Source organism: Oceanisphaera sediminis (assembly GCF_039539745.1).
In the GTDB taxonomy this organism is placed as follows: Bacteria; Pseudomonadota; Gammaproteobacteria; order Enterobacterales; family Aeromonadaceae; genus Oceanimonas; species Oceanimonas sediminis.
In genome coordinates, this window is the sequence record NZ_BAABDS010000014.1 from 18,101 (window position 1) to 43,844 (window position 25,744).

At 59.4% G+C, this 25,744-nt stretch carries 19 protein-coding genes and 1 tRNA gene; 6 read left to right on the plus strand and 14 right to left on the minus strand.

Going from position 1 to position 25,744, the window contains the following annotated elements; translation table 11 throughout:
• Positions 1-30: 30 nt before the first annotated feature.
• The 4 genes from ABD827_RS05580 to ABD827_RS05595 form a co-directional block, all read right to left on the minus strand.
• On the minus strand, positions 31-1,701 hold the full coding sequence (locus ABD827_RS05580; RefSeq protein ID WP_344963134.1) for an AMP-binding protein: 1,671 nt from the start codon (positions 1,699-1,701) through the stop codon (positions 31-33).
• A gap of 107 nt (positions 1,702-1,808) precedes the next feature.
• Positions 1,809-2,753: a diguanylate cyclase domain-containing protein gene (locus ABD827_RS05585; protein WP_344963135.1), complete on the minus strand. Its 945-nt coding sequence runs from the start codon at positions 2,751-2,753 to the stop codon at positions 1,809-1,811.
• A complete protein-coding gene (locus ABD827_RS05590) occupies positions 2,750-6,802 on the minus strand; it encodes a CHASE domain-containing protein (RefSeq protein WP_344963137.1) in 4,053 nt (1,350 codons plus the stop codon). The genes ABD827_RS05585 and ABD827_RS05590 overlap by 4 nt, the downstream gene beginning before the upstream one ends.
• Positions 6,803-7,025: 223 nt before the next feature.
• Positions 7,026-7,113 (minus strand) — tRNA-Ser (locus ABD827_RS05595).
• 259 nt (positions 7,114-7,372) lie between these two features.
• Between ABD827_RS05595 and rnt the strand changes: the two genes are divergently transcribed.
• Positions 7,373-8,119 carry a ribonuclease T gene (rnt, locus tag ABD827_RS05600; protein ID WP_344963139.1) on the plus strand — a complete coding sequence of 249 codons (747 nt, stop codon included), beginning with the start codon at positions 7,373-7,375 and terminating at the stop codon, positions 8,117-8,119.
• A gap of 209 nt (positions 8,120-8,328) precedes the next feature.
• On the opposite strand, the gene ABD827_RS05605 is transcribed toward rnt, so the two are convergent.
• Positions 8,329-9,057 carry a cupin domain-containing protein gene (locus tag ABD827_RS05605; RefSeq protein ID WP_344963141.1) on the minus strand — a complete coding sequence of 243 codons (729 nt, stop codon included), beginning with the start codon at positions 9,055-9,057 and terminating at the stop codon, positions 8,329-8,331.
• A gap of 564 nt (positions 9,058-9,621) precedes the next feature.
• The gene (gene modF, locus ABD827_RS05610; protein WP_344963143.1) at positions 9,622-11,106 is read right to left on the minus strand and encodes a molybdate ABC transporter ATP-binding protein ModF; all 1,485 of its coding nucleotides are present in this window, start codon (positions 11,104-11,106) and stop codon (positions 9,622-9,624) included.
• 170 nt (positions 11,107-11,276) lie between these two features.
• Here modF and ABD827_RS05615 point away from each other — a divergent pair, with 170 nt between their 5' ends.
• On the plus strand, positions 11,277-11,522 hold the full coding sequence (locus tag ABD827_RS05615; protein WP_298723576.1) for a TIGR02647 family protein: 246 nt from the start codon (positions 11,277-11,279) through the stop codon (positions 11,520-11,522).
• Between the two features lie 68 nt (positions 11,523-11,590).
• Here the strand turns inward: ABD827_RS05615 and ABD827_RS05620 are convergent, their stop codons facing one another.
• The gene (locus tag ABD827_RS05620; RefSeq protein WP_344963146.1) at positions 11,591-12,196 is read right to left on the minus strand and encodes a peroxiredoxin C; all 606 of its coding nucleotides are present in this window, start codon (positions 12,194-12,196) and stop codon (positions 11,591-11,593) included.
• Between the two features lie 238 nt (positions 12,197-12,434).
• On the opposite strand from ABD827_RS05620, the gene ABD827_RS05625 reads away from it, so the two are divergent.
• A complete protein-coding gene (locus tag ABD827_RS05625) occupies positions 12,435-13,757 on the plus strand; it encodes a Na+/H+ antiporter family protein (RefSeq protein WP_344963148.1) in 1,323 nt (440 codons plus the stop codon).
• A gap of 482 nt (positions 13,758-14,239) precedes the next feature.
• Here the strand turns inward: ABD827_RS05625 and ABD827_RS05630 are convergent, their stop codons facing one another.
• Positions 14,240-15,142 carry a LysR family transcriptional regulator gene (locus tag ABD827_RS05630; protein WP_344963150.1) on the minus strand — a complete coding sequence of 301 codons (903 nt, stop codon included), beginning with the start codon at positions 15,140-15,142 and terminating at the stop codon, positions 14,240-14,242.
• 362 nt (positions 15,143-15,504) lie between these two features.
• Between ABD827_RS05630 and aguB the strand changes: the two genes are divergently transcribed.
• Positions 15,505-16,395, plus strand: coding sequence for an N-carbamoylputrescine amidase (gene aguB / locus ABD827_RS05635; protein ID WP_425567966.1), 891 nt, complete (start codon positions 15,505-15,507; stop codon positions 16,393-16,395).
• Complete coding sequence (gene aguA / locus ABD827_RS05640) at positions 16,395-17,465, plus strand: agmatine deiminase (protein ID WP_344963152.1); 1,071 nt, start codon at positions 16,395-16,397, stop codon at positions 17,463-17,465. Before aguB ends, aguA begins: the two co-directional genes overlap by 1 nt.
• A 170-nt stretch (positions 17,466-17,635) precedes the next feature.
• Here the strand turns inward: aguA and dedD are convergent, their stop codons facing one another.
• The 6 genes from dedD to ABD827_RS05670 form a co-directional block, all read right to left on the minus strand.
• Entirely contained in the window at positions 17,636-18,262 is a 627-nt protein-coding gene (gene dedD / locus ABD827_RS05645; RefSeq protein WP_344963154.1) for a cell division protein DedD, read from the minus strand.
• Positions 18,263-18,287: 25 nt separating this feature from the next.
• Positions 18,288-19,538 carry a bifunctional tetrahydrofolate synthase/dihydrofolate synthase gene (gene folC, locus ABD827_RS05650; protein ID WP_344963313.1) on the minus strand — a complete coding sequence of 417 codons (1,251 nt, stop codon included), beginning with the start codon at positions 19,536-19,538 and terminating at the stop codon, positions 18,288-18,290.
• Positions 19,535-20,398, minus strand: a complete 864-nt coding sequence (accD, locus tag ABD827_RS05655) for an acetyl-CoA carboxylase, carboxyltransferase subunit beta (RefSeq protein ID WP_344963156.1) — start codon at positions 20,396-20,398, stop codon at positions 19,535-19,537. The genes folC and accD overlap by 4 nt, the downstream gene beginning before the upstream one ends.
• A gap of 279 nt (positions 20,399-20,677) precedes the next feature.
• On the minus strand, positions 20,678-21,472 hold the full coding sequence (truA, locus tag ABD827_RS05660) for a tRNA pseudouridine(38-40) synthase TruA (protein WP_298722052.1): 795 nt from the start codon (positions 21,470-21,472) through the stop codon (positions 20,678-20,680).
• A 91-nt stretch (positions 21,473-21,563) separates the two neighbouring features.
• On the minus strand, positions 21,564-23,561 hold the full coding sequence (locus tag ABD827_RS05665; protein ID WP_344963161.1) for a FimV/HubP family polar landmark protein: 1,998 nt from the start codon (positions 23,559-23,561) through the stop codon (positions 21,564-21,566).
• A gap of 161 nt (positions 23,562-23,722) precedes the next feature.
• Positions 23,723-24,826 (minus strand): 4-phosphoerythronate dehydrogenase, encoded by a 1,104-nt coding sequence (locus tag ABD827_RS05670; RefSeq protein ID WP_344963163.1) that lies wholly within the window; start codon positions 24,824-24,826, stop codon positions 23,723-23,725.
• Between the two features lie 145 nt (positions 24,827-24,971).
• Here ABD827_RS05670 and ABD827_RS05675 point away from each other — a divergent pair, with 145 nt between their 5' ends.
• The gene (locus ABD827_RS05675; RefSeq protein WP_344963165.1) at positions 24,972-25,700 is read left to right on the plus strand and encodes a phosphatase PAP2 family protein; all 729 of its coding nucleotides are present in this window, start codon (positions 24,972-24,974) and stop codon (positions 25,698-25,700) included.
• Positions 25,701-25,744 lie beyond the last annotated feature (44 nt).

Below are 25,744 nucleotides of genomic sequence, written 5' to 3' on the forward strand. Positions count from 1 at the left end.
AAAAAAGCGATTGTTCCGTTTTTGCAATAATCACGTTTTCTCGGGTAGATCCTGCTCCCACAGCACGATACGCCCCTGTGGCCAGCGCTGATCCAGATCGGCATAGTGCTGCTCCAGCAGATGACGCTTTATCTTGAGCGTGGGGGTCATGATGTCGTTCTCTATGGTCCAGGGCTTCTGCATGATCAGAATACCGCCCAGCCGCTGGTGGGATTCCAGCTGCCGGTTGATATGGCCCAGCGTCGCGTCCAGTTGCTCGGCGATGGGGCCTTTATGCTGCAGGTCGGTGCCTTCGGCCAACTGCACCAGGGCCACCGGCTGAGCCTGACCGCTGCCAATCACACAGGCCTGCTCGATCAGGGCGTTGTCGGTCAGCATGGCTTCAATAGGCACCGGTAGTACATACTTGCCCTTGGCGGTTTTAAAGGCGTCTTTTAGCCGGCCGGTAATCGTCAGGTAGCCGTCCTCGTCTAACTGCCCCTGATCGCCGGTATGCAACCAGGCGTCCTGCAGCGTCTCACGCGTGGCCGACTCCTGCTTGTAATAGCCGCGCATCATGCCCGGGCAACGACAGAGAATTTCGCCATTGTCGGCGATACGAATGTCGACATGGACGCCGGGCTTGCCCACGGTACCGACCTTGTCGGATCGATAGGGATAGTTCAGAGTCGAATAGGCCAGGTTTTCGGTCATGCCCCAGGCTTCGGTAATGGGCATGTCGAGCTGCTCGTACCAGCGCAATAACGACGGCGACACCGGAGCCGAACCGCACCCCAGAATACGGGCATCATTCAACCCCAGGCCGGCACGAATCTTCTTTTTAACCAGATTCGAGATAAACGGAATCTTCAGCAGCAGATCCAGTTTATTTTGAGGCAGTTTTTCCAGGATACGACTACGAAAATTGGTCCACAGCCGGGGCACAGAGATAAACACGGTGGGCGAGATGGTTTTTACATCCTCGATGAAGGTGTCCAGACTCTGGGCAAAACCCACCTGCACTCCGCCATAAAGACTGGCCCCCAGTACATAGACCCGCTCGGTAATGTGCGACAGCGGCAGGTAGGAAAAGGCACGATCTTCGCTGTTCAGCCCCGCGGTTTCCACTATGCCCCGGCAGGCCGCCGCGTAGGTGCCAAATTCAATCATCACCCCCTTGGGATTGCCGGTGCTGCCCGAGGTGTATACCAGGGTCATCAGCCGATCCGACGCGGGAGCCGGCGGCTGCGCTACCGGCTCGTGTGCCAGCATACTGCCCCAGTCATGCTGAGTGTGCAGGGTGGACGGATACGGCATGGCAATACGAATCATACTGTCGGGAATGCCCGGCGCCTGTACCTGTGGATCGTCCAGCTTGCCGGTGATAATGGCCCGGCTTTCGCTGTGCTCCAGCACATAACGCACGGTATCGGCGCCGGCAGTAGGATAGATGGGTACGCTGACAAAGCCCCCCATCTGCAGGGCAAAGTCGCAGATAAACCATTCGGCACAGTTTTTGGACAGCAATGCCACCTTGTCGCCGGGTTCCAGCCCAAGCGTTTGCAGGCCCGCCACCAGCCGGGAAGCCTGCTCCAGCACCTGCGACCAGCTGTATTCATGCCAGTGGCCGTCTTTAGGCTGGCGCAGATAGACGTCTTCGGGCTGCTGTTCGGCCCGGTGATACAGCATTTCCAATGGCAGCTTGTCGGAAGTGTCGGTCATGGGCGTCCTTGGCAACGGGGAGTCTGGTATTTAGTAGCATAGCCGAAAGAATCCGCCGTGATATAGCCAGGTTATTGATGTATTTCACAAATCACCGGCGCGCTCCGCTATGCCAATTCGATGGCACAGACCCGATCCCGCCCTTCCTGTTTGGCCCGATACAATTGCTTATCGGCCGCCGCCAGCAAGCTCTCCGGGCTGAAGTCGTTGTCGGGTATGAGAGTGGCAATGCCCAGGCTGATGGAAACGAGTAGACCGGCGGTCGAGTGCTGATGTTCGAGCTCCAGCGCCCTTACCGCCTTTCGCATCACCTCCGCCCGTTGCATGGCTCCCTGAACGTCGGTGCCGGGCAGAATACAAACAAACTCCTCGCCGCCATAACGGGCCAGCAAATCATGGGGCCGGCGCAGGCCGTGACCGAGTGCGCCGGCCACCGCAATCAGACAATTGTCTCCTTGCTGATGTCCATACCGGTCGTTGTATTGCTTGAAACAGTCCAGATCCAGCAGTACCAGCGACAACGGCCGTCCCTCGCGCAGGCAGGCACGCCAGCTGATGGCCAGCGCTTCATCAAATTTGCGCCGGTTGGCCACCTTGGTCAGGCCGTCGATCATGGCGATGGAACGCAACAGGTCACTTTGCAGCTTCAATGCCAGATGCGTGCGTACCCGGGCCGAGACGATCACCGGGTTGACGGGTTTGGTAATAAAGTCGACCGCCCCCATTTCAAATCCCCGGGCTTCTTCCGCTTCCTCTCGCTGGGAGGTGACAAAAATAATCGGAATATCCCGCGTGTCCGGGTTTGCTTTCAGCCGACGACACACTTCATGGCCGCTGATCCCCGGCATGACCACGTCCAGCAGTATGATGTCCGGGCGTTGCTCCTGGCACACCGTCAGTGCCTGCTCTCCGCTCGTCGCCATCAGTACCTCAAACTCGCCCCGAAACACCTCGTACAGCACCCGTATGTTCACCGGCTGATCGTCCACGACCAGAATGCGTAACGGGCCCACCGGGTGCGGGAACGCTTCCAGTAATTGCTCAAGATTCATAGGGCCTCCAGTAACTCGCGAACCATGTTGCTCGCGACGGTAAAGTTAAGATTCTGTACCTCGGCGGCCAGTGTTTCCCGATGCGTATCGGGCATGTCTGCAGACAGCTGTTCAACGCAGTCGATGGCAGCCATATTCCCCGCATCCAGCAGTGCCAGCAGTTGCTCGAATTGCTCCTTGGTGCGATCACCTGTCACCTCGAGGGCGTCAGGTGAGAGATTTGCTGTCGACTCGGCTGGCGCCGGCACGGTAACGGCCGCAAGCAAGGCCGCCCGCTCCTGCGCCAGCTGTGCTTTCAGTGCAGACAGGGTCGCGGTATTCAGCGCGGAAAATACCTGTTCTGTGTTCGGATCGCCGAACTGCTGCTCAAACTCCAACAGCCGTGATGCAAACGTCGCCGCCCCCATGGTGGCCGCCGCGCCTCTGAAGGTGTGCAGCGTTGCCGCCGTCGCCACCCGATCCCGCTCTCGCACATGGCGCTCCAGCTCATCAAACAAGGCAACGGCATCCTGCTCGAACCCCGTCAGCAGCCGTTGATACAGACGCACGTCCCCGCCAAAGCGGCGAATAATGGCATCGATATTGCTGCAAGGATCGGCCTGGTGCGCAACAGACGGCTCCACGACCCGGTTACCCTTGTCGGCACCAAACGACAGCAGCACGGCCACCAGTTGCTCTATGTCCACCGGTTTGCCGATGTGCGCATTCATGCCCGCCGCCAGGCAGGCTCGCTGATCGGCCAGGGTCACGTTGGCCGTCATCGCCAGTATCGGCAACTCCTGGCAGGAACCATGAGCCCGAATACGCCGGGTCGCTTCCAGGCCGTCGATATCGGGCATCTGCATGTCCATCAGCACCATGTCGAACGACGTCGGCGCCTCGACCACTTTGCCGACCCCTTCCAGGCCTCCTTCGGCAAGTTCGACACTGGCCCCCTCTCCGCGCAGCAATTCGGCGGCGACCTGACGGTTGAGGGCATTGTCTTCCACCACCAGCAGACGCAACCCCGTGAGCCGTTGCAGTGAAGGAGCAGGAAACGTCTTGTGATCCGACGCCAGGGTATCTCCTGCCAGTGCCCGCTGAACGGTGCTGATCAGCTGTTGCGGTGTCACGGGCTTGGTAAGAAAGTCGGTAAAGGGCGGGTTCGCCGTCTGCTGAGCCTCGGCCAGTTGCTCGCGACCGTAGGCCGTGATCATGATAACGGTGGGCAGATGATCCTGGACCAGGGTCCGGATCTGCGTCGCCACTTCCATCCCGTTCATGTCCGGCATGGCCCAGTCCATCAGCACCAGGTCATAATGATTGTTTTGCTCCACTTCCAGCAATGCCGCCTGTCCGCTGTGGGCGGTATTCACCTGCCACCCCTGCTGGCGAACCACCCGGGCCAGAATATCGGCCGATACCTGATGATCATCCACCACCAGTACCCGTAACGGTTGCTCGGATACCTCGGCCGTCACCAGTGGCGGCACCGCTTCTTCAAGGCCAAACGTCACCTCGAACCAGAAGCAGCTTCCCTCTCCCAGGGTACTGCGCACATGCAGCTCGCTCCCCATCAGTGCCAGCAGGCGTTTGCTGATCACCAGCCCAAGGCCGGTACCGCCAAAACGACGGGCGGTCGAGGCTTCTGCCTGATTGAATCCCTCTAGAATATATTCGAGTTTATCTTCGGCAATGCCGATACCGGTGTCTGTAACTTCCACCCGCAGTTGCACCCATTCCGCGCCCCGCCCCAGCTCACTGAGACGAACCACCACCTCCCCCTGTTCGGTGAACTTGATGGCATTTCCCGCCAGATTGATCAGCACCTGCTGCAGTCGCAAGCGATCGCCAATCAGGCTGCCGGGCAGCGAGGGCGCGAAATCAAACATCAACTCAACCGGTTTGGTGCCCAGATTACCGGACAGCACCACCGCCATTTCCTGCATCAGCTCTTCCAGCTCGAACAGATGCGGCTCCAACTGCAGCTTGCCGGCTTCGATTTTGGAATAGTCGAGAATATCGTTGAGCAGTCCCAGCAGGGAGCGGGCGGCCTTGTACGCCTTGCCGATGTAATCGTTTTGCCGCGGATCCAGCGCCGTCTGCTGCACCAGTTGCAGCAGGCCCAGCACCGCATTAAGGGGAGTACGGATTTCATGACTCATGTTGGAGAGGAAGATCGACTTGGCCGCACTGGCTTCGTCGGCCCGGGCCTTGGCCTGACGCAATCCGGTTTCGAGTTCACGCTGAGCGGTGATGTCGAGGTTGATGCCCGTGACCCGAATGACCCGGCCCTCGGCATCACGTTCGATCTGGGCGCCCGCCTGCATATAACGAACATCACCACCGGGCAACTTCAACCGAAACACGGGGTCGTAGCTGCCGATGCCCTCTACGGCCGCTTGCATGCTTGAAACGGCGTACTCTGCATCGTCCGGATGTAGCCGGGCATACCAGTGCTCGTAGCCCACCCCTTGCTCACGCAAACTGACAGGGTAGCCATAGAGTTCGAACATCTTGTCATTCCAGTCCAGCGAATTGTCCGCCAGACTCCAGGTCCAGACACCCAGTTCCGCCACATCCGCCGCCATCAACAGTTGATCCCGGGCCGCCGTCAGCTCACCCGTACGCCGGGCAACCTGAGCTTCCAGGTTACTGTTGAGCTCGAGTACCCGCGCCTCGGTTTCTTTCTGGCTGGTGATATCGCGCACCGTTTTGGAGGCACCGATCACCTGGCCTGCGCTGTTACGAATGGGCGACACGGTCACGGATACATGGAAGCGACTGCCGTCCTGTCGCTGACGAACCGTCTCGAAATGGGGGATATGCTCGCCGTTGCGAACCCGGGCAAGAAGATCGGCTTCTTCCTGCTGCCGATCTTCCGGCACCACCAGGCTGGCCATCTCCTGGCCAATAGCCAACCGGGCGGGATAGCCGAACAGCTGCTCGGCGCCCCGGTTCCAGCTGGTAATAACGCCATCGAGCGTCTTGCCGATAATGCCATCGGCCGAGCTCTCGACAATCGCCGCCAGACGGGCCTGTTCGTCCAGCACCTGTCGACGACGCTCACGACTAAGGTGAGAGGTACCGATGAGCAACGCCGCCAACAGGCTGATCAGCGCTCCCAGCAGTAGAAATTGCAGCGGTGACCCCCGATGCTGGGCGATGACGAAGGCAGGAGAAACGCTGAACCGGGACTCCCAACGCCGCCCGTAAACATCAAACCGAGTCGTCTCGGTATAGTCACTGGCGGCCGCGCTGGTCTCTGACGCGTTACTGTAGAACATTTCCTGGTTGCCGGGCTCGGTCACATCAAACAGCTCGAGTTGTACCGTATCGGCGTCCAGATGCAGGGAAGACAGTACCTCTTCCATCAGCAGGGGGGCATAACTCCAGCCAAACACCTGTTGTACGCGCTCGGCTTCGGTAGCCGGCGTCATGCCATCACGATAGATGGGCATCAGGATCAAAAAAGATTGCAGTGGTTTGCCGCTGGCCTGCACCAGGGTAATGGGGCCGGTCAGCCTCACCTTTCCCGTACGCATGGCTGCATCCGCCGCATCACGGCGGTTTTTTTCCGAGCCGATATCCAGGCCGACCGCCTCGATATTACGTGCTACCGGTTCAACATACTGAATGACATAACGTTCACGATCATGAGGGTTCAGTGCTTTAACACGAAAATCCGGCCAGCCATCGGCACGCGCCAGCCCGACAAACGATTCCACGCCCGCCTGCGGCACCCGACGAATAAAGCCAAACCCACGGGCACCGGGAAACTCCCGGTCGACGTCTCGGCTCAGGCTGTAACGATGAAAAAGTTCACGGCTGAGTCGCTCATCTCCGGCGCTCAGCACGGCGCCACGAGCACCGCGCAGTCCATACTGGTAGAGTTCAAGCCGATTGATCACTGCGGTGTTGGCTTTATTTGCCGCGTCGGTTACCGCCTTATCGACCCTCTGCTCATTACTTTGTTGCAGTTGCCAGGCCAATAGCACACTCACAACCAGTCCGATCGCCAGGGTAAGCAGTGACCAACGGTTCCAGATAAAATCAAGATGTCGCTTCAATGTATTGATTCCTTTCGCGTCAGACAGGGTGTACCAGGCCAGGGCTAATACCGCTATTTGTAGGAGGTCTGCTTCAGGCCGAGTCCCACTCTAGGTGAATAGGCTCTATATGGAAACATTTAAAGGTCGACACTGGCAGCAGGATCAGCCGGATGTGACATGAATCGGGAACACCAAAACGAAAAAACCCGCTGAATAATCAGCGGGTTTTTTCGTTTCAATATGGCGGTGAGGGAGGGATTCGAACCCTCGATACGTTGCCGTATACACACTTTCCAGGCGTGCTCCTTCAGCCACTCGGACACCTCACCATTTTTTGTGTTTTTTGATGACTGGTGTCACTTTCACCAGCTTGCTTAATGCTGCCTGTTCGTTAACGACCTTGGCGAGCGGGGCGTATAGTAGGCAAGCCGCTCCCGGGGTGCAATCTTTTTTTGCCTGCATTGAACTGTTTGCACAATATTACGCCACCATGGCGGCCGCCTGCTGCCGAACGGCCGAGACAGGCGACGTCGTCGGGCGACTCTGGCATAATGGCGGCCCGGTTTTTTCAGGTAAATTAGGACAATAATGACGGCAACAGCAGCTTTAACTCAGCTTAACGAGCGCTTTCGGGGCTATTATCCGGTGGTGATCGACGTGGAAACCGGCGGTTTCAATGCCAGTACCGACGCCTTGCTGGAAATTGCCGCCATTACCCTGAAGATGGACAAGAACGGCTGGCTGGTACCGGATCAGACCTTTCATTTTCATGTCTCCCCCTTTGAAGGCGCCAATCTGGAACCCGCCGCCCTGGCCTTTACCGGCATAGACCCTTTCAGCGCCCTGCGCGGGGCCGTAACCGAACAGGAAGCGCTGGAGCAAATCTTCAAGGGCATTCGTAAAGGGCTCAAGGCCAACAAGTGCCAGCGCGCCATCGTCGTGGCCCACAACGCCTCTTTCGATCACGGCTTCGTGATGGCGGCGGCAGAGCGGGCGGGCATCAAGCGTAATCCCTTTCACCCCTTCGCCACCTTCGACACCGCCACCCTGGCGGGTCTGGCATTAGGACAAACGGTGCTCGCCAAAGCCTGTAAGGCCGCCGGTATGGACTTCGACAATAAAGAAGCGCACAGCGCCCTCTATGACACCCAGAAAACCACCGATCTGTTCTGCCGCATCGTCAACCGCTGGAAAGAGCTGGGCGGCTGGCCCCTCGCTCCCATCGTCACCGACAGTGACAGCGAGCAAGAAAGCGATAGCAATAACGACAGCGTGAGTGAAAGCGAAAACAATAACGAAAACGATGGCCAGAGCGAGTCGGTTCCTCTCGCATAACCGCCGCCTTCTCCACCGTCATGTCTGTTCCCGACCCAGGCCGTCATATCGAACCCGGGTCGGGATAGCTTATACCAATCAAGGGATCTGCTCAGCCGACCATCCGCGCCATGGATGGCGCGGCTGAGCCTACAGGGAGGTATTTACGGCGAGTCGGCTGAGCGGGCCCTTTGTCCGATGTTTACACTACGACCAAATAGGTCATTTGTTTAGTCAGATTGGTATTGCTCGTTGCTGTTTTCCCCAAGGTGCCCAGTTCTGACCCACAGGCGAGTGCCGGGGCCGGCATGCAGCTGGGGCTGGCTACCGGGAGGAAAGCGCAACCAGCTTAATCCCGGGTAGTTCGTCGCCCCCCGGCTCGCCTCCCCCACCTGCTTTTGTTCTTCCAGCTCTTGTTTGGCAGGTATGTCTTCTTCCTGCAGCTCTCCTTCCAGGACAAGAATTTCCAGCCCGTGTCGATAACAACAAGACGGAAAGGCCCCCCCATCGGGAAAATGCAGCACGCTGGTATGTACACCACCATGGTGATGCAGCGGCAGCCGGCGATAGCCCTGACCACCGGTGATCCATAACCCCTGCTCCGGCAACACCTTCAGCCACGTATCATCATCTTCATCAAACTGATTCAGCTTGACGAAAATCACGCAACCCTCGCGGGTGAAGGAGCCGTGGCGGCTGCCGGGCGGATGGCGGACATAGCTGCCGGCGGGATAATCGCCGTTTTCATCGGAAAAGGTGCCTTCCAGTACCCAGAATTCTTCCCCCATGGGGTGCAGATGCTCGGGAAAGCTGGCGCCGGGCTCAAAGCGCACCAGGCTGGTAACATGACCGCTTTCGGCCTGCTGTCGCTCCAGCGGGTAACGCCATACCCCGGCGGCCGGCGATGGCTGCCAGCGGCTGACGTCGTAGTTAAGAGAAAGGGGTTGGGAAAAGTTCATGTTCAGCATCGGTTTATGTCCCGACAAACGAGGGTAGCGTTATCCTCCCCTGCCCTCGCGTTTGGGTCAAGCCTGAAAGAAAGCTGGAAGCCGTCAGCTGTAAGCGATCAGCTACAGACCCCCCCTTTGTAGCAGCGGCGATGCCAGACGGCTTTGCTTTCTGTTGGGCTTGGCACTTATCTGTTTTTATCTTTTAACTGACAGCTTATGGCTTATGGCCTGTCTCTTAGTCACAAGTCTGTCAGTCCATAAGATATGCTCAGAGGCAACTGGGTAGCCTCTTCCGACACGCTAAACTGCATCCCTGCGACGCTCAGCACATGACGTCCTGTCATGTGATGGCCGGCTGAGGCTATCCCAGCCGCCTCTTTTCGGGCTCAGAGTCGTCGGTGAGCACCACTGACAGAGCACACCGCTGCCGACGGGAGGGCAAAGGGTGTCTGCTCAACCGACCATCCGCGCCAAGGATGGCGCGGTTTGAGCCCCCAGGGAGGGGTTTACGGCGTGTCGGCTGAGCAGTGCGCTTTGCCTGATGGCCTCATTAAGATCAACAAAAACTTGTGACTAAGAGACAGGCTTATGGCTTACGGCTGTAGTGATATACCGATACTCCTCGCCGTCGGCCACGAAGGTCAATCGGTGGCTGATGCAACTCGGCGCATCTGCTTGATGGTGCGATACAAACAGCAGCTGGGTGCCGCCTTCGGCCACCAGCAGATCGATCCAGCGTTTAACCCAGTGACGATTAAAGCTGTCCAGCCCCTGCAAGGGTTCATCCAGGATCAGAATGGGCGGATGCTTGACCATGGCCCGGGCAATCAGCAGCAGTCGTTGCTGACCGTAAGACAGGTGACGGAACGGCTCGTTGGCCATCTCCTGCATGCCGAGCAGGTTCAGCCATTGGTCGACCAGCGCCAGCTGGGCATCTCCCGGCTGTTGATAGACGCCGATGGAGTCGAAAAAGCCGGACAGGATCACCGCCTTGGGAGTGGCCGTTACCCGGTAGTCCTGCTGCATGGTGGTGCTGACGTAGCCGATATGCTGCTTGATGTCCCAGATGCTCTCGCCGCTGCCCCGGCGATGGCCGAACAGGGTCAGATCGTTGCTGTACCCCTGAGGATGATCGCCGGTGACCAGACTCAGCAGCGTCGACTTGCCGGCACCGTTGGGGCCTATGATCTGCCAGTGCTGGCCCGGATCCACCTGCCAGTTCAGATCGGTAAGAATACGCTTGTCACCATAGCTGACGTTAATATCGCGCATGATGATGCGCGGAGTATCGGCGGTAAGCTCTCGACGTTGTGCATCCGGATCGGCCGGCGGCAACGCCTCAGTGGCGTTTTCCATGGCCGCCAGATGCGTCAGTTGCAACAACTCGGCCGAGGCCGCTACCTCATCGCGCGGGCCGGCCAGGCTCAGTTCACATTCGGCCAGAATACCAAGCCGGTCGGAAAAGTCGGGAATTTCCTCGAAGCGGTTGAGGATCAGCACCAGGGTCTGCCCCGCCGCCGTCAGTTCCTGCAACAGGCTCATCAGGCCCGCATGGGCATCCACGTCCAGGCCATCGAAGGGCTCGTCCAGCACCAGTAATTCCGGCTGTTGCAACAGGGCCCGACACAACAGTACCTTGCGGGTTTCACCGGTAGACAGAAACCGAAAGCCCCGGTCGAGCAAGGCGGTAATGCCGAAGCGGTCGGCAAGCTGTGCCATTTGGCTTGCATCACCGCCGGTTTCCAGCATGATCTGCCGAGCGCTGTGGCCCTGATCCTCGTAGTCGAGCAAATCGCTTTCGTCTTCTTCCCGTTCCCGGTCGGCCAGTTGCTGCAACTGCTCGAACGACACCCACTCGATACGCTTGAAACCATTATCGGCCTCGCCGCCCAGCTGTTTCAGTTCGCCGGCCAGGGCGCGAGCCAGCGCCGTTTTGCCGCTGCCATTGGCGCCGACAAAGCTCCAGCATTGCCCGGCGTCCAGCTCAAGCGCCTTGATGGACAGACGATGATGCTCGCTGATGAAAAAGTCGGCGTTGCTGATACGAATGGCGGTCATAAAATCAAAATTCCTTCTCGATAAATGGCAAAAAGGCACATCATCGGCAACCCGACGCCTCGATGCAAGCAACAAAATGTCAGGGTAAATCGTTAACTGTGAGCCAGCGCGCAACCAAAAGCGCCGCAACAGGCTAACGTTTAAAGGTCTTTTTTCATCGAGGAATTCATATGCGCTATCACCCTGACCTGCTCAACGAACTGAATTTACTGCTGCATTTCAATCTCGATACCACTCAGCAAGGCATCAAGGTACATCACGACGCCGAGCCGGCACTGATTGCCGCCGCCAGGCGACTGCATGACAAAGGGCTGTGCACCCTGCCGGACGGCGGCTACCTGACCGATTTGGGGCGGGAAGCCAGCGAACATGCCCAGAGCCTGCTGACGCTGTTGCGCGAGCCTGCCACCGCCTGACTCGATCATCAGCCATAAAAAATGCCGGCAATTGCCGGCATTTTTATTTCATTCGAATCGCGAAAGGCTTACAGGCCGCTGGCGTTCTCGGTCAGGTACTTGGCTACGCCTTCGGTAGACGCTTCCATACCCTTTTTGCCTTTTTCCCACTGAGCCGGGCACACTTCGCCGTGCTCTTCGTGGAACTGCAGGGCATCAACCATGCGCAGCATTTCGTCGATGTTACGACCCAGCGGCAGATCGTTAACCACCTGGTGACGGACCAGGCCGTTGGCGTCGATCAGGAAAGAACCGCGGAAGGCCACACCGGCTTCCGGATGCTCAACGTCGTAGGCCTTGCAGATTTCGTGCTTGACGTCGGCAACCAGCGGGTATTTAACCTGGCCGATACCGCCGTTTTCCACGGCGGTATTACGCCATGCGTTGTGGCTGAACTGGGAATCGATGGACACGCCAATCACTTCCACGCCGCGCTTCTGGAACTCTTCAAAGCGGTGATCGAAGGCGATCAGCTCTGACGGGCACACGAAGGTGAAGTCCAGCGGGTAGAAAAATACCACGGCCGCTTTGCCCTTGGTGAATTCCTTGAGGTTGAAGTTATCAACGATTTCGCCATTACCCAGTACAGCAGCAGCGGTAAAGTCGGGGGCCTGACGGCCTACCAGTACGCTCATGTCTTTCTCCTTGGTGATTACACTAATGGGTTTCCAGGAAACCACGTCGTTCGACTACACAGTATATGGGCGCCGTTCGGCAAACCCAAGGGGCAGCACACCGGATATATTACCGGTTGCGCAAAGTTACACCGGCGGTGAATGCAGATTATGGACAAAAAAGCTCGACATTACGGGCTGAGTTTGCAAACTAGCCCTCCTTAATTCTCTTCTGCCTAAAATACCATAAGGATAAGTAATGAATCCTGTTGTTGTCGCCGTCTGCCTGATGCTGGCCCTTAGCCTGCTACGCATCAACGTGGTGATCTCTCTCGCGCTCAGCGCCCTGGTGGGTGGCATGGTTGGTGGCCTGTCGCTGACCGACGCCGCCAAAATCTTTGCCGATGGTCTAGGTGGTGGTGCCACCATCGCCCTGAGCTATGCCATGCTGGGTGCCTTTGCCGTGGCCATCGCCCGCTCCGGCATTACCGACCTGTTGGCGGTCAAGGTCATCAAGGCCCTGGGCCAGAACGCCACCGCCGGCCGCGTGCTGTGGATCAAGGCGATGCTGTTATGCGCCCTGCTGCTGGTGGCCATTTCATCCCAGAACCTGATTCCCATTCATATCGCCTTTATTCCCATTCTGGTGCCGCCGCTGCTGCATGTGATGGCCAAACTCAAGCTGGACCGTCGCGCCGTAGCCTGTGTGCTGACCTTCGGCCTGACCGCGACCTACATGATGCTGCCGGTCGGTTTTGGTGGCATCTTCCTGAACAACATATTGCTGGCCAACCTGATCGAGAACGGCGTGGCCGTGAGCAAGTCGATGCTGCCCACCGCCATGGCCATTCCGGTCGGCGGCATGTTTCTGGGACTGCTGGTGGCCTTGTTTATCAGCTATCGCAAGCCGCGTCTGTACGATGAAAGCAAGATACTGGCGGTCGAGCCCGAGCATATTCAGGTCAACATTGCCCACATCGCCATCGCCGTGGTGGCCATTGTGAGTGCCCTGAGCCTGCAGCTGTACAGCGACTCCATCATTCTCGGCGCCATGGTCGGTTTCGTGATTTTCACCCTGGGCGGCGTTATCAAGTATAAGGAAAGCCAGGACGCCTTTACCCAGGGGGTGAAGATGATGTCGCTGATCGGCTTTATCATGATTGCCGCCGCCGGTTTTGCCGCCGTGATGAAGGCCACCGACGGTATCGGCAGCCTGGTACAGGCCGTAGAACTGATGCTCGGCGACAACAAGCCGCTGGCGGCCCTGGCCATGCTGGTGGTGGGACTCTTTATCACCATGGGCATCGGCTCGTCGTTTTCCACCATTCCGATTATTGCCCCCATCTATGTGCCGCTGTGCATTGCGCTGGGCTTTTCGCCGCTGGCAACCCTGGCCATTATCGGCACCGCCGGTGCCCTGGGTGATGCGGGATCTCCCGCCTCGGATTCCACCCTGGGCCCCACCTCGGGCCTGAATGCCGACGGTCAGCACGATCATATCTGGGATTCGGTAGTACCGACCTTTTTGCACTACAACCTGCCGCTGGTCGGCTTCGGCTGGGTTGCGGCCATGGTGCTTTAAATCAAGCTGTAAGCTGTAAGCGATCAGCTTTAAGTCTGTGTGCCGGGCCCTGCCCGGCATTTTTCTGCCTGCCAGATCTCACAGCTTATGGCGTGCAAAGAGGCAACAGGGTTGCCTCCTCCGACACGCTTCTAGCCCATCCATGGGCCGCTCAGCAAATACCATCCATGGTATTTGACGGTCGGCTGAGGCAATCCCTGCCGCCTCTTTTAACCTCTGAGTCATCGGCTGACAACGCCAACAGGCGACGCCGGTGCATCAAGGAGGACAAAGGGATCTGCTCAGCCGACCATCTGACCGCCATGGACGGCGGGAATGCCTGGACGGCAGGAGCATTTCCCGGCCGCGCCACGGATGGCGCGGCTGAGCCTCCAGGGAGGGATTCACGGCGAGTCGGGGGAGCGGGCCCTTTGTTCGACTTTTATACAAAAATGGAATAAATCATTTGTTTAGTGGGATTGGTATCACTCCTCATATCCAATTCATATCAAGGATCGCAGCAACCCCCGTAACCACTGCAAGGCCGGCTGGCGGTCGTGCAACGGGTGCCAGACGCAGTTGAGATGATAGGCAGGCAAATCTTCGGGTAACACCACCGTTTTCAACGGCAGTGCCGCCGCCAGCATGGTTGCCACCTTGTGCGGCAAAATCAGCAGGTGATCGCTCTGGCTGACGATGGCCGCCGCCGACATGTAGCTCTGGCTGTTAACCGAAATGCTGCGTTTCAGCTCCTGGCTCGCCAGCCAGGTGTCGACGATTGACTCCCGGGTGCCCAGTGGTGAATGAAACACATGCGGCAGCTCGGTCAGTTGCGCCAGTGTGAGCCGCTTGCCAACCACCGGATGCTCCCGCGCCACCAGCCCCGCCAGCGGTTCGGTCAGCCAGGTTTCGGTACAGAGCGACCCCGGCACTTCCATGTATTCATCGAAGCCCAGCACCAGATCCACCTCGCCGTTGGCCAGCGCCTGCTCGGGCAGCCGGTCACGCAAGATCTCGATTTCGATACGTATGCCCGGGGCCTCGGCCTGCAGGCGGCGAATCAAGGGCGGGATCAGCACGCACTCCACATAATCGGTGGTGCTGATCACGAAGCGCCGGTTGGAAGTAGCCGGCACGAAGCTGTCTTCCCGTCCCAGCTCCTGCTCCAGCAGTTCCAAGGCCTGGCGCACTGTCTGATGCAGGGCCTGAGCCCGCCCGGTAGGCTGCATGCCGGTGGCGCTGCGCACCAGCAGCGGATCTTCGAAAAACTGGCGCAGCCGGTTGAGCGCGTGACTCATGGCGGGCTGACTGATAAAACACTGCCGGGCCGCCCGGGTGACGTTACGCTGGGTCATCAAGGCATCGAAGGCCAGCAGCAGGTTGAGATCGAGTTGGTGCAGCTTCATCTTTATTCACCAGATAAATAATTAAATTAATACTATTCATTTGATGGATGATAACGCAAGGAGCACACTGCAGCCTGAAGACTTAGCCTATTGTGGCGGTGACAGCACCGGAGCAGTCAGCCAAAGGAACAACGCCTCCGACTCGCCGTAAACCCATCCCTGGGGGCTCGACGGCGCCATCTGACCGCCATGGATGGTGGAAATGTCGAAAATGCAGGAGCATTTTTTCGACCATGGCGCCAACGGTCGGAGGCGTAGCACCCTTTGGCTTCCTCTCAAGAACGGAGCTACCCGTTAAGTACTATCTGAATGAGCGTGGACAGTCTGACGACGTCTCACCGACAATCTGTAAGGAGTTGATTATGGCAATGGTTACCGTAGCCGCCACCCAGATGGCCTGCAGCTGGAACAAAGAAGAAAACATCAGCCGTGCCGAGAAACTGGTGCGCGACGCCGCCGGCAAGGGTGCTCAGATCATCCTGATTCAGGAATTGTTCGAGGCCCCCTACTTCTGCATCGATCAGAGCCCGGAGCATTTCGCCCTGGCTCATGAAGTGGATAACAGCCCGCTGATCGGCCATTTTCAGGCGCTGGCCAAAGAGCTGGCCGTGGTGCTGCCATTGAGCTTCTTCGAGAAAGCGGGTAATGCCTATTACAACTCGCTGGTGGTGATCGACGCCGACGGCAGCGTGCTGGATCTGTATCGCAAGACCCATATTCCCAACGGCCCCGGCTATCAGGAAAAACAGTTCTTCACCCCCGGCGACACCGGTTTCAAGGTATGGCAGACCCGCTATGCCAAAATCGGCGTGGCCATCTGCTGGGATCAGTGGTTCCCGGAAACCGCCCGCAGCCTGGCATTGATGGGCGCCGAGCTGATGTTCTTCCCGACCGCCATCGGCACCGAGCCCCAGGACCCCAGCATCAACAGCCAGCCGCACTGGACCCGTACCCAGCAGGGCCATGCCGCCGCCAACCTGGTGCCGGTAATCGCCTCCAACCGTATCGGTACCGAGCAAAGCAAATACATCGACGGGCTGGAAACCACCTTTTACGGCTCTTCCTTCATCGCCGATGAATTCGGTGAGCTGGTGGCGCAGGCGGACAAGACCACCGAAGGCGTACTGGTGCACAGCTTCGATCTGGACGCCATCGCCAAGACCCGTATCAGCTGGGGCCTGTTCCGCGATCGCCGTCCGGCCATGTACCAGACACTGCTGACGTCTGACGGCAAGCAGCAGGGAGGCCGCTGATGGATGCACTGAAGGGTTTTCACATGCCCGCCGAATGGGCTCCCCAGCAGGCGGTATGGATGATCTGGCCGCACCGACCCGATAACTGGCGCGAGCAGGGCAAACCGGCGCAGGCCACCTTTGCCAGGCTGGCCGAAGCGATTGCCGCCGCCACGCCGGTGTATATGGCGGTGCCGGCAGAAGAAATGGACCAGGCCCGCCAGATCATGCCGGCCGCCGTCACCCTGGTCGAGATCGACAGCGACGACGCCTGGGCCCGGGACACCGGACCCACAGTGGTCATCAACGGTAACGGCGCGGCCGCCGGTATCGACTGGATATTCAATGCCTGGGGCGGCCACGAAGAAGGCCTGTATTATCCCTGGGAGAAGGACCAGGCGATGGCGGCGGCCATGTTGGCACACCAGCAGTTGCCGGTGCACAAGGCCCCGCTGGTGCTGGAAGGTGGCTCCATTCACGTGGACGGCGAAGGCACCCTGCTGACCACCGCCGAGTGCCTGCTCAACCCCAACCGTAACCCGGACTACACCCAGGAAGACATAGAGCAGCAGCTCAGAGACTATCTGGGCGTCAGCCACTTTATCTGGCTGCCAGAAGGGGTTTATCTGGACGAAACCAACGGCCATATCGACAACATGGCCTGTTTCGCCCGCCCCGGCGAAGTGATACTGCACTGGACCGATGACAGGAATGATCCCCAGTATGCCCGCTCACAGGCGGCCTACAAGGTATTGAGTCAGGCCCGGGATGCCAAAGGTCGCCCGTTGAAAATATGGAAGCTGCCCCAGCCCGGCCCCCTGTTCATCACCAAGCAGGAAGCCGCCGGTGTCGCCCCCGGCCCTGGCGTGCCTCGCATCGCCGGTGAGCGGATGGCGGGCTCTTATGTCAACTTTCTGATCACCAACAACCGGCTGGTGTTTCCGCTGCTGGACGAGCGTACCGACGAAGAAGCGCGCCAGATGCTGGAAACCATTTTCCCCGAGCTGGACGTCGTCGGCATACCGGCACGGGAAATTCTGCTTGGCGGTGGCAATATTCACTGCATTACCCAGCAGATCCCGGCGGTGTAATGGCGTGAGGCGGCGTTGTGGACGCCCATTTATGTGGCGCAAGCCTGCCGTCGTAGGGTCGAATTCATTCGACCCTACGCAAGTGACCGCCTTCGATCATATCGCAATAAAAAGCCCCGTTAAGCGAATTGCTGAACGGGGCTTTTTGGTATCGCAATCGTATTAGCGCACTACCGGGACCGTACACTGCCCTTGAGGCCGGTGAGCCGCTCCAATGGCGCCAGTTGCTGCTCCAGTCGAGCTTTACTGTCCGGTCCCACCCAGACCCGGTTCAGCTCACCCTGACGGGGAACCGCCGGGGTGGTTTGAGCCCGGTAACCGGATGCTCGCAGTTTTTTGACCAGAGCATTGACGTTGTCGGCATTACGAAACGCCCCCAGCTGAACGATATACTCCCCCTGCTGCGGCGCTATCTGTTTGATCACAGGTGCAGGCTGCACGACCGGGGCGGGTTTCACCACCGGCGCCGGCCTGGGAGCCGGTTCGGGTTTCGGCTCGGGCCTTGGTGCCGGCTTCGGCTCGGGTTTAGCAGCAGGTTGGGGTGCCACCGGCGGCGCCTCTTTGGCCTGTTCCATGGTCCAGACCTCAGGCTTGGCCTCGGCTGCAGGCGGCTCGGCAACCGCTGGCGGCGCCGTCACTACCGGGCGAGCCGGTTCGAGTTCCGGGCGCAGCGGTATGGTGACGGCCTCATCAACGGCCAGCTGCTGCTTGCCATCCAGCAGGTCGGGCAAAAAAATAACGCCCAACGCCACCAGAATGACGGTTCCCACTAATCGATGCTGAAATTGTGTCGCCAAAGCGCCCTTCCTCGGTTACTGCCAGTTATGCCGTTGGTGATGTTCTGCTCGCCAATACCTCGGCGACGGTAAAGAAGGAGCCGAACACGATGATGATGTCCTGTTCGCCGCCTTCCGCTTCTGCCGCCGTCAATGCCGACGTGACCGAGTCGAAACAGCGACCCGCTTGCCACTCGGCCAGCTCATTGGCACTGGCGCCACGCGGGCCGCCGAGGCTGGCAAGATACCAGTCATCAACCAGCTCACGAAGCGGCGCCAGGCTGGCGGCAATGTCCTTGTCCTTGAGCATGCCGACCACCGCCCGGCAGCGGCGGCTGCCCTTGATGCCCGGTAGCCGGCTGGCCAGGTAGCCGGCCGACTCCGGGTTATGGGCAACGTCTATCCACAGCCTTGGGGTCAACTGCTGCAGCCGACCACTCAGGCGGGCCTGGGTCAACCCGGTCTTTATCGCCTCGACATCGAGAGTAAAAGGCGACAACGCCAGGGTGGCCAGGGCCGTGGCCGCGTTCATCAGCGGCAAGCTCGGCAACGGCAGGGCGTTCAGGCTCAGGCCCGCCCCCTGAAACTGCCACTGGTCATCCAGTGCCTGCCACCGATAGTCCCGTCCGGTACAGCACAGCGGGGTACCCAGCTGTTCGGCATGGGCCAGCAGACTGGCCGGTGGCTCGGCATCGCCGCACACCGCCGGCTTGCCGGCGCGGAAAATACCGGCTTTTTCGAAGCCGATGGTTTCCCGGTCAGCGCCCAGCCAGTCGGTATGGTCGAGTGCCACCGTGGTGACCACGGTTTGATCCGAGGCCACCACGTTGGTGGCGTCCAGCCGCCCGCCCAGCCCCACTTCCAGCAAGACCACCTCGGGCGCCGCATCGCGAAACAGCCACAGCGCCGCCAGGGTGGTGAATTCGAAGTAGGTCAGCGCCACCTCGGCCCGCGCCGTTTCTACCGCGGCAAAGGCGGCACAAAAAACGTCTGCCGCCGGGCTTTCGCCATTGATGCGCACCCGTTCGCGATAATCGACCAGATGGGGAGACGAATAGACCCCCACGCTGTGGCCACCGGCGCGCAGCATGGCCTCAAGCAGGGCACAGGTGGTGCCCTTGCCGTTGGTGCCGCCCACGGTGATCACATGGCCTGGCAAACTGAGCAGACCCAAACGGCCGGCGACCAGCGCCATGCGCTCCAGTCCCAGCTCGATATGCGCCATGTTGAGGCCTTCCAGTACCGCCAGCCAATCGGCCAGCGAGCGGTTGCGAGAGTCGACGAGGCTGCTCATCAGACCGCTGCCGGCTCCTGATTCATCAGCTTGCCGATGAGGCCGGCCAGTTTGTCGCGCATTTCACGACGGTCGACGATCATGTCGATGGCACCATGCTCCAGCAGGAATTCGCTGCGCTGGAAACCTTCGGGCAGTTTTTCCCGTACTGTCTGTTCAATCACGCGCGGACCGGCAAAGCCGATCAGGGCCTTGGGCTCACCGACGTTCACGTCACCCAGCATCGCCAGACTGGCGGATACGCCACCCATGGTCGGATCGGTCAGCACCGAAATATACGGCAGACCGGCCTGTGACAAACGATTGAGCGCGGCACTGGTCTTGGCCATCTGCATCAGCGAGAACAGGGCTTCCTGCATGCGCGCGCCACCGGAGGCGGAGAAACACACCAGGGCCCGGTTTTCCGCGATACAGGCATCGACCGCCTTGATAAAGCGTGCACCCACCACCGAGGCCATGGACCCCCCCATAAAGGAGAATTCGAAGGCACAGGCAGCTAACGGCAGACCCTTGAGGGTACCGGTCATCACCACCATGGCGTCGGTTTCATTGCTGCTTTTCTGGGCGGCGCTGATCCTGTCCTTGTATTTCTTGGAGTCCTTGAACTTGAGCACATCCTGAGGCTCGAGTTCGGCACCCAGCTCGACCCGGCCATCCTGATCGAGAAACTTGTCCAGTCGTGCCCGGCTGCCAATGCGCATGTGATGATCGCACTTGGGACAGACTTCCAGATTGCGATCCAATTCGGCACGGTACAATACCTGCTCGCAATTGGCGCACTTGGTCCAGACCCCTTCCGGAATGTTATGACGACGAACACCGATGTTCTTATTCTTGGGAAGAATTTTCTCAAGCCAACTCATGGAAATCCTTAGCGTTATTGCATCGTTATTGCAGCGTTGACGCTGCCTGGTTATTGCAAAACAATTGCATCGTTATCATGCAGTCTGGTCAGGTTGGGCCAGCGGTATGGGCCGACCATCACCGATGCCCGGTGCTGTTCGCTCCTACCCTGCCCTCTCCAGCCCGGCTGCCGGGCGCTTTTACTCGCGGCGCCCGAGGCGTTATGGCTGGCATTAAACCATATATCTGCATGCTCGTTGATAAAAAACTTAAGCCTGTTGCTACTGTTTCTGCCCCAATCAGCGCAGTTGATCCGGTAGCCATAATGGTCCTGGCGGTGCGTCCGGCAAGCCATGGTGTTCCGGGTAATCGACCGCCACCAGATAAAGCCCGCCCGCCTTGGCGGTGGGCCCGGCCAGGTTGCGATCGCGCCCGTCCAGCACCTGTTGCACCCAGGAGACGCTTTCCTCTCCCATGCCCACCTTCAACAGGGTGCCGGTGATATTGCGCACCATGTGGTGTACGAAGGCGTTGGCCTTGATGTCGAGCACCACATAATGGCCATAGCGCTCTACCTTCAGCTGCATGATGTTGCGATGAGGGCTGTGCGACTGGCACTGCACGGCACGAAAAGAGGTAAAGTCGTGCTCTCCCAGCAGGCACTGACCCGCCTCATGCATCTTCTGCGCATCGATATCACCCACATAATGACTGACACCGCTGCCATGAATGGCGGGCCGCATGTTGTGGTTGAAAATGATGTAGCGATAGCGACGAGCGGTGGCGCTGAAGCGTGCGTGAAAGTCGTCATTCATCGTCTTGACCCACCGCACCGCAATATCGGACGGCAGATTGGCATTCATGCCCAGGGTCCAGGCGCCGGCCTGCCGATCCGCATGGGTATCGAAGTGCACCACCTGGCCGGTACCGTGCACACCGGCATCGGTACGGCCGGCACACTGAATGCTAATCGGATGGTCGGCAATTTTGGACAGGGCTTTCTCCACCTCAGCCTGCACGCTGGGGACTTCTCGTTGCCGTTGCCAGCCATAATAACGGCTGCCGTCATACTCGATGCCAAGGGCAATGCGCATATTCAGTTCCAAGGGTAAAAAGGACGGCAATTATACCCGTTACCGAGTCAATTTGAAGAACCGGCCTCGGAACGAGGCCGGTGAAAGGAAATCAGCGTTTGGCCAACCGCTGCAACAGCTTCTTCGCATCGCGCTGCTGCTCTTCATTGCCGCGCTCCAGTGCCTCGTTCAGCAATTCCCGCGCGCTGTCGATATCATCAATTTCGATATAGGCCCGGGCCAGATCCAGCTGTGCGCCCATACCTCCCTCATCGAGGTCGATATCCACATTCTGCCCCTGGCCGAGCACATCGGCATAGTCGTCCAGCTCCAGATCCAGTTTACGCTCGAATTCACGACCCGATTCGTCACTCAGATCCGCCTCTGCCATCAGCTCATCGACCGAAACAAAACCGTTGTCGGCAGCCGGTCGCGGTGATGCAGGCTCGGGCGACACTGCCGGCTCGGGATTGAACAGCAAATCGTCGATGTTGTCATTGGATGCCTGATCGGCCGACTCCTTGTCGTCGACCGCCATTTCATCTTCAAACAGCAGATCGTCGATATTGTCGTTGGATACCTGATCGGCCGACGCCTTGTCGTCGGCCGCCATTTCATCTTCAAACAGCAGATCGTCGATGTCGTCGTTGGATACCTGAGCGGCCGACTCCTTGTCGTCGACCGCCATCTCGTCTTCAAACAGTACATCCTCGGCGACATCCTCGGCAGCGGCCCGGTTGAGCGTGTCTGCCAGCGCAACGTCATCATCGAAGCCGGCTTCAGACACATCTTCAGGCGCCGGCTGCTGACGCTCGGCTTCCTGCTCTTCCATCAGCTGCTGCTCTTCGAGGAAACGCGCGAAGGCATCTTCGTCAATTTCCTGCACCGGCAGGGCCGCATCAGGTTCGCCGGCCGCCGTCGGCTCGGGCTCAGACTCGGCCGCGAACAGCTCGTCAAACTCGTTACGCTCGTCGTCCATCATCGCCGCCGAGTTCTCGGACCATTCCTGCTCCTGCTCGGCCAGCTCTCGCCGTACGCGCCTGCGCCACCACAGGGTAAACAGCGCCAGCAGCAACATGGCCGGCAAGGTCAGGATCAGCGCCAGATTCAGCGGATTGGACAACAATTCATTACTGATGCCGGCTCGACTGGGTGCAGATTCGGGCGCAGCATCGGCGGTCCTGTCCTGCTTCAGTTCTTCCACCTCGGCGGTTAACCGGGTAAGACGTTGCCGCAGCGCCTGGTTATTGTCCGCCAGGTTCGCCAGCTGCTCATTGGACATTGCCACCTGTTCACGCAATTCATCCATCAGTTGCAACTGCAACCTGGCCAGCGCTATCTCTTCGGCCCGCGCGGGATCCGCCATGGCCGGCGCCACGGCAACGGACGGTGCCGTTGCGGCCTTGGGCGTTGTCAGCCCGGAAGACCCACTTTCCGGCGGCATCGCTGCCGGTGTTTCGGCAACGGTGTTTTCAGCCGGAGCCGCGGGCCGGGCCTCGGAGGACGGAACCGGGGGACGGGCGGCCACCGGCGGCGGCTCCGTCACCGGGGCGGCCGGTTTGCTCGCCACCGGTGTCGCCGGCGTGGCCTTGGGCTTGACCTGTGCCACCGCCTGAGGTTTGGCGGCAGGCTTGGGTGCCGTAGTGGCAGGCTTGGGTGCCGTGGCGGCACGCGTGGCGCTGCGGTTACCCTGTCGGCTTAAACGGCGAAATTCGGCCTCGGCGTCACGCGGCGAGCGCTGGCGGGCCTGAGATTCGGTCGGCAGCCGCAAGCGTGCGCCGCGCTGCAGATAATTGATATTGCCACGAACAAACGCCTGGGGGTTGAGGTGGTAAAGCGCCACCATGGTCTGCTGCACGGTCACCGGTGCCCGGGTATGCCGGGCGGCAATGGCCCAGAGGGTATCGGTGCTGCGTACCGGCCCGTAACGGCCGGGGCTCGCCACCGGCTGAGCGGCAGGCGGTTGAACCGGGGCCGCGGCGGCAGGTGCCGAAGACGAAGATTCCGGGCCTCGCAGCTCGATATAAAATTCGCCTTGCGCAACAGCAGGGACGGAGCAGGCCAGCCACCCAGCCAGACCAAAACCGATATGGGGTCTGAATCGTTTCATGATTTCTCTTGTATCCTTTTCCTGACTCGGAACCGTATCGTCCGGCGGTAGAGGCGTGCGTTAGCACCAGTGTAGAAAAAAACAGTGCCAATAGGAACTTGTCTGTCTGCTTTCTCAATATAACGGACTATCGGCATCAACAAACTATCGGCACCCGGCCTTCATACTTTAAAACCCAGTGCCTCGCCGCTGCCGGTCAGCCCCGTCAATTGCACCGACCCCAGCTCGCGACGCTGCGGATACTGCTTGCGCAACCGATCGAAAAATCCCGGCTGGCCCAGTGCCTGGCGAAAAGCGGCATCGTCCTGCTCTATGTCATACACCAGCCGCACCAGCCGTGCCGCCAACGCCTGATCCGGCGCCTCATGCAGGTGAATGGTGCCTATCGACGAGGGTGGCAACAATTGCTCGGGAGTCAGCTGCATACCAAGCTGCTGCTGTTCGCACCAGGCCCGATAAAGCGCAAAGGTGCCCCTCGCCTTGCCTTCGAGGCTGTAGCCGGCAATATGCGGCGTGGCGAGCAGAACATGGGGCACCAGCGGCGCCAGCACCTCGGGTTCATGTTCCCACACGTCCATCACCAGGGTCAGCGGGGCCTTGCCCTGTTGCCGAGCGAGCAGGGCCTGATTGTCCCATACATCTCCCCGGCAGGCGTTGATCAGTACCTGATCGCCGTTGAGCCGGTCGATGGCATGCCGGTTCAGCAAGTGCCAGGTCGGATGATCGCCGTCGCGAGTCAGCGGCACGTGAAAGCTGACGATATCGCAGGCCAATGCCTGTTGTAGATCGACAAAATCTGTCGTTTTCTGTAGCGCTTTAGGCGGATCGCATAATAACACCCGCATACCCAGCGCCCGCGCCCTTGCTGCCACCTCGGCGCCGGTATTACCAACCCCCACTACACCCAGGGTTTTATCCTGCAGCGCCCAGCCCTTGTGCTCGGCCACCCGTAAAAGAGCCGCCAGCACATAATCGCCCACCGCCACCTTGTTGCAACCCGGGGCACTGGCAAAGGCAATGCCCCGCCGGGCCAGCAAGTCGGTGTCGATATGATCGCAACCAATGGTGGCGGTACCCACGAAGCTCAGTCGTTCGGCCTGAGCCAACAGCGCCGCATCTACCCGGGTAATGGAACGCACCAGCAATACGTCTATATCACGCAGTTGCTCGGGTCTGAGATCCCGCCCGGGGCAGGTCACTACTTCGGCCCGGTCACCAAACAGTTCCTGCACAAAGGGCATGTTTTCATCGGCCAGCAATTTCATCGACTCTTTCCTTGCATAACGGGCTCCTGACATGACGAGCTCCCTGAATGGCGGGCCATTGTACCCCGAGTTGCGGCAGGCTTCAGCTTCCATCGGCCTGCGGTTTTGCTAGAATCGGCGCTTTCCTCTCACACGACTTTCTTTCATGACACTACGGTTACTCACGGTACTGGCAATACTGATATTGCCGGTCGCCATTGCCAGCATGGGTTACCAATGGCACTGGCACTGGTTTCCGCTGCTGGATCTGGATGACACCCCGGCTCTGCTGGCCTATGGACTGACGCTGTCGGTCGGCAAAATCGGTATCGGCATTACCCTGCTGCTGTTAAGTTTGCTGGTGCTGCACCGCTGGAAGCACAGACCCGGCCTGCTGCTGATGTTCTTCTTCTGCCTGATGGCCGCCCTGGGCAGCGCCTTTGTTACCAAGACCCTGGCCAAACAGTATTTTAAAGAGCCCCGTCCCTATGTGCTGTGGCTGGCCGAAAAAGGACGACTCGCCGACAGCGACCGTTTTTATGCCCAGCTACCCGCAATACGGGAACAGTGGCTGGCCGACGGGCTGAGCAGCCTGCCCGAGCGGCAGGTGCCGGGCTGGCTCAAGCTGCACTGGCAGGATGAGGTCAGCTATTCTTTCCCGTCCGGGCATTCGATTGCCGCCATGACCATCGCCGCCTTCTATTGCCTGCTGCTGCTGTATCGGCGCCGCTCGCTCTGGCTGGTTGGTGCTTTGGCCACCTGGGCGGTCGCCGTTTGCTATTCGCGGCTGTTGTTGGGCCTGCACTGGCCGGTGGATATTCTGGCCAGCAGCGTACTGGGCGCTACCTTCGGCATGCTCGGCGCCTGGGCCTTTATTCGCTGGGACCAGCGCTGAGGCGTGAGGCGTGAGGCGTGAGGCGTGAGGCGTGAGGCGTGAGG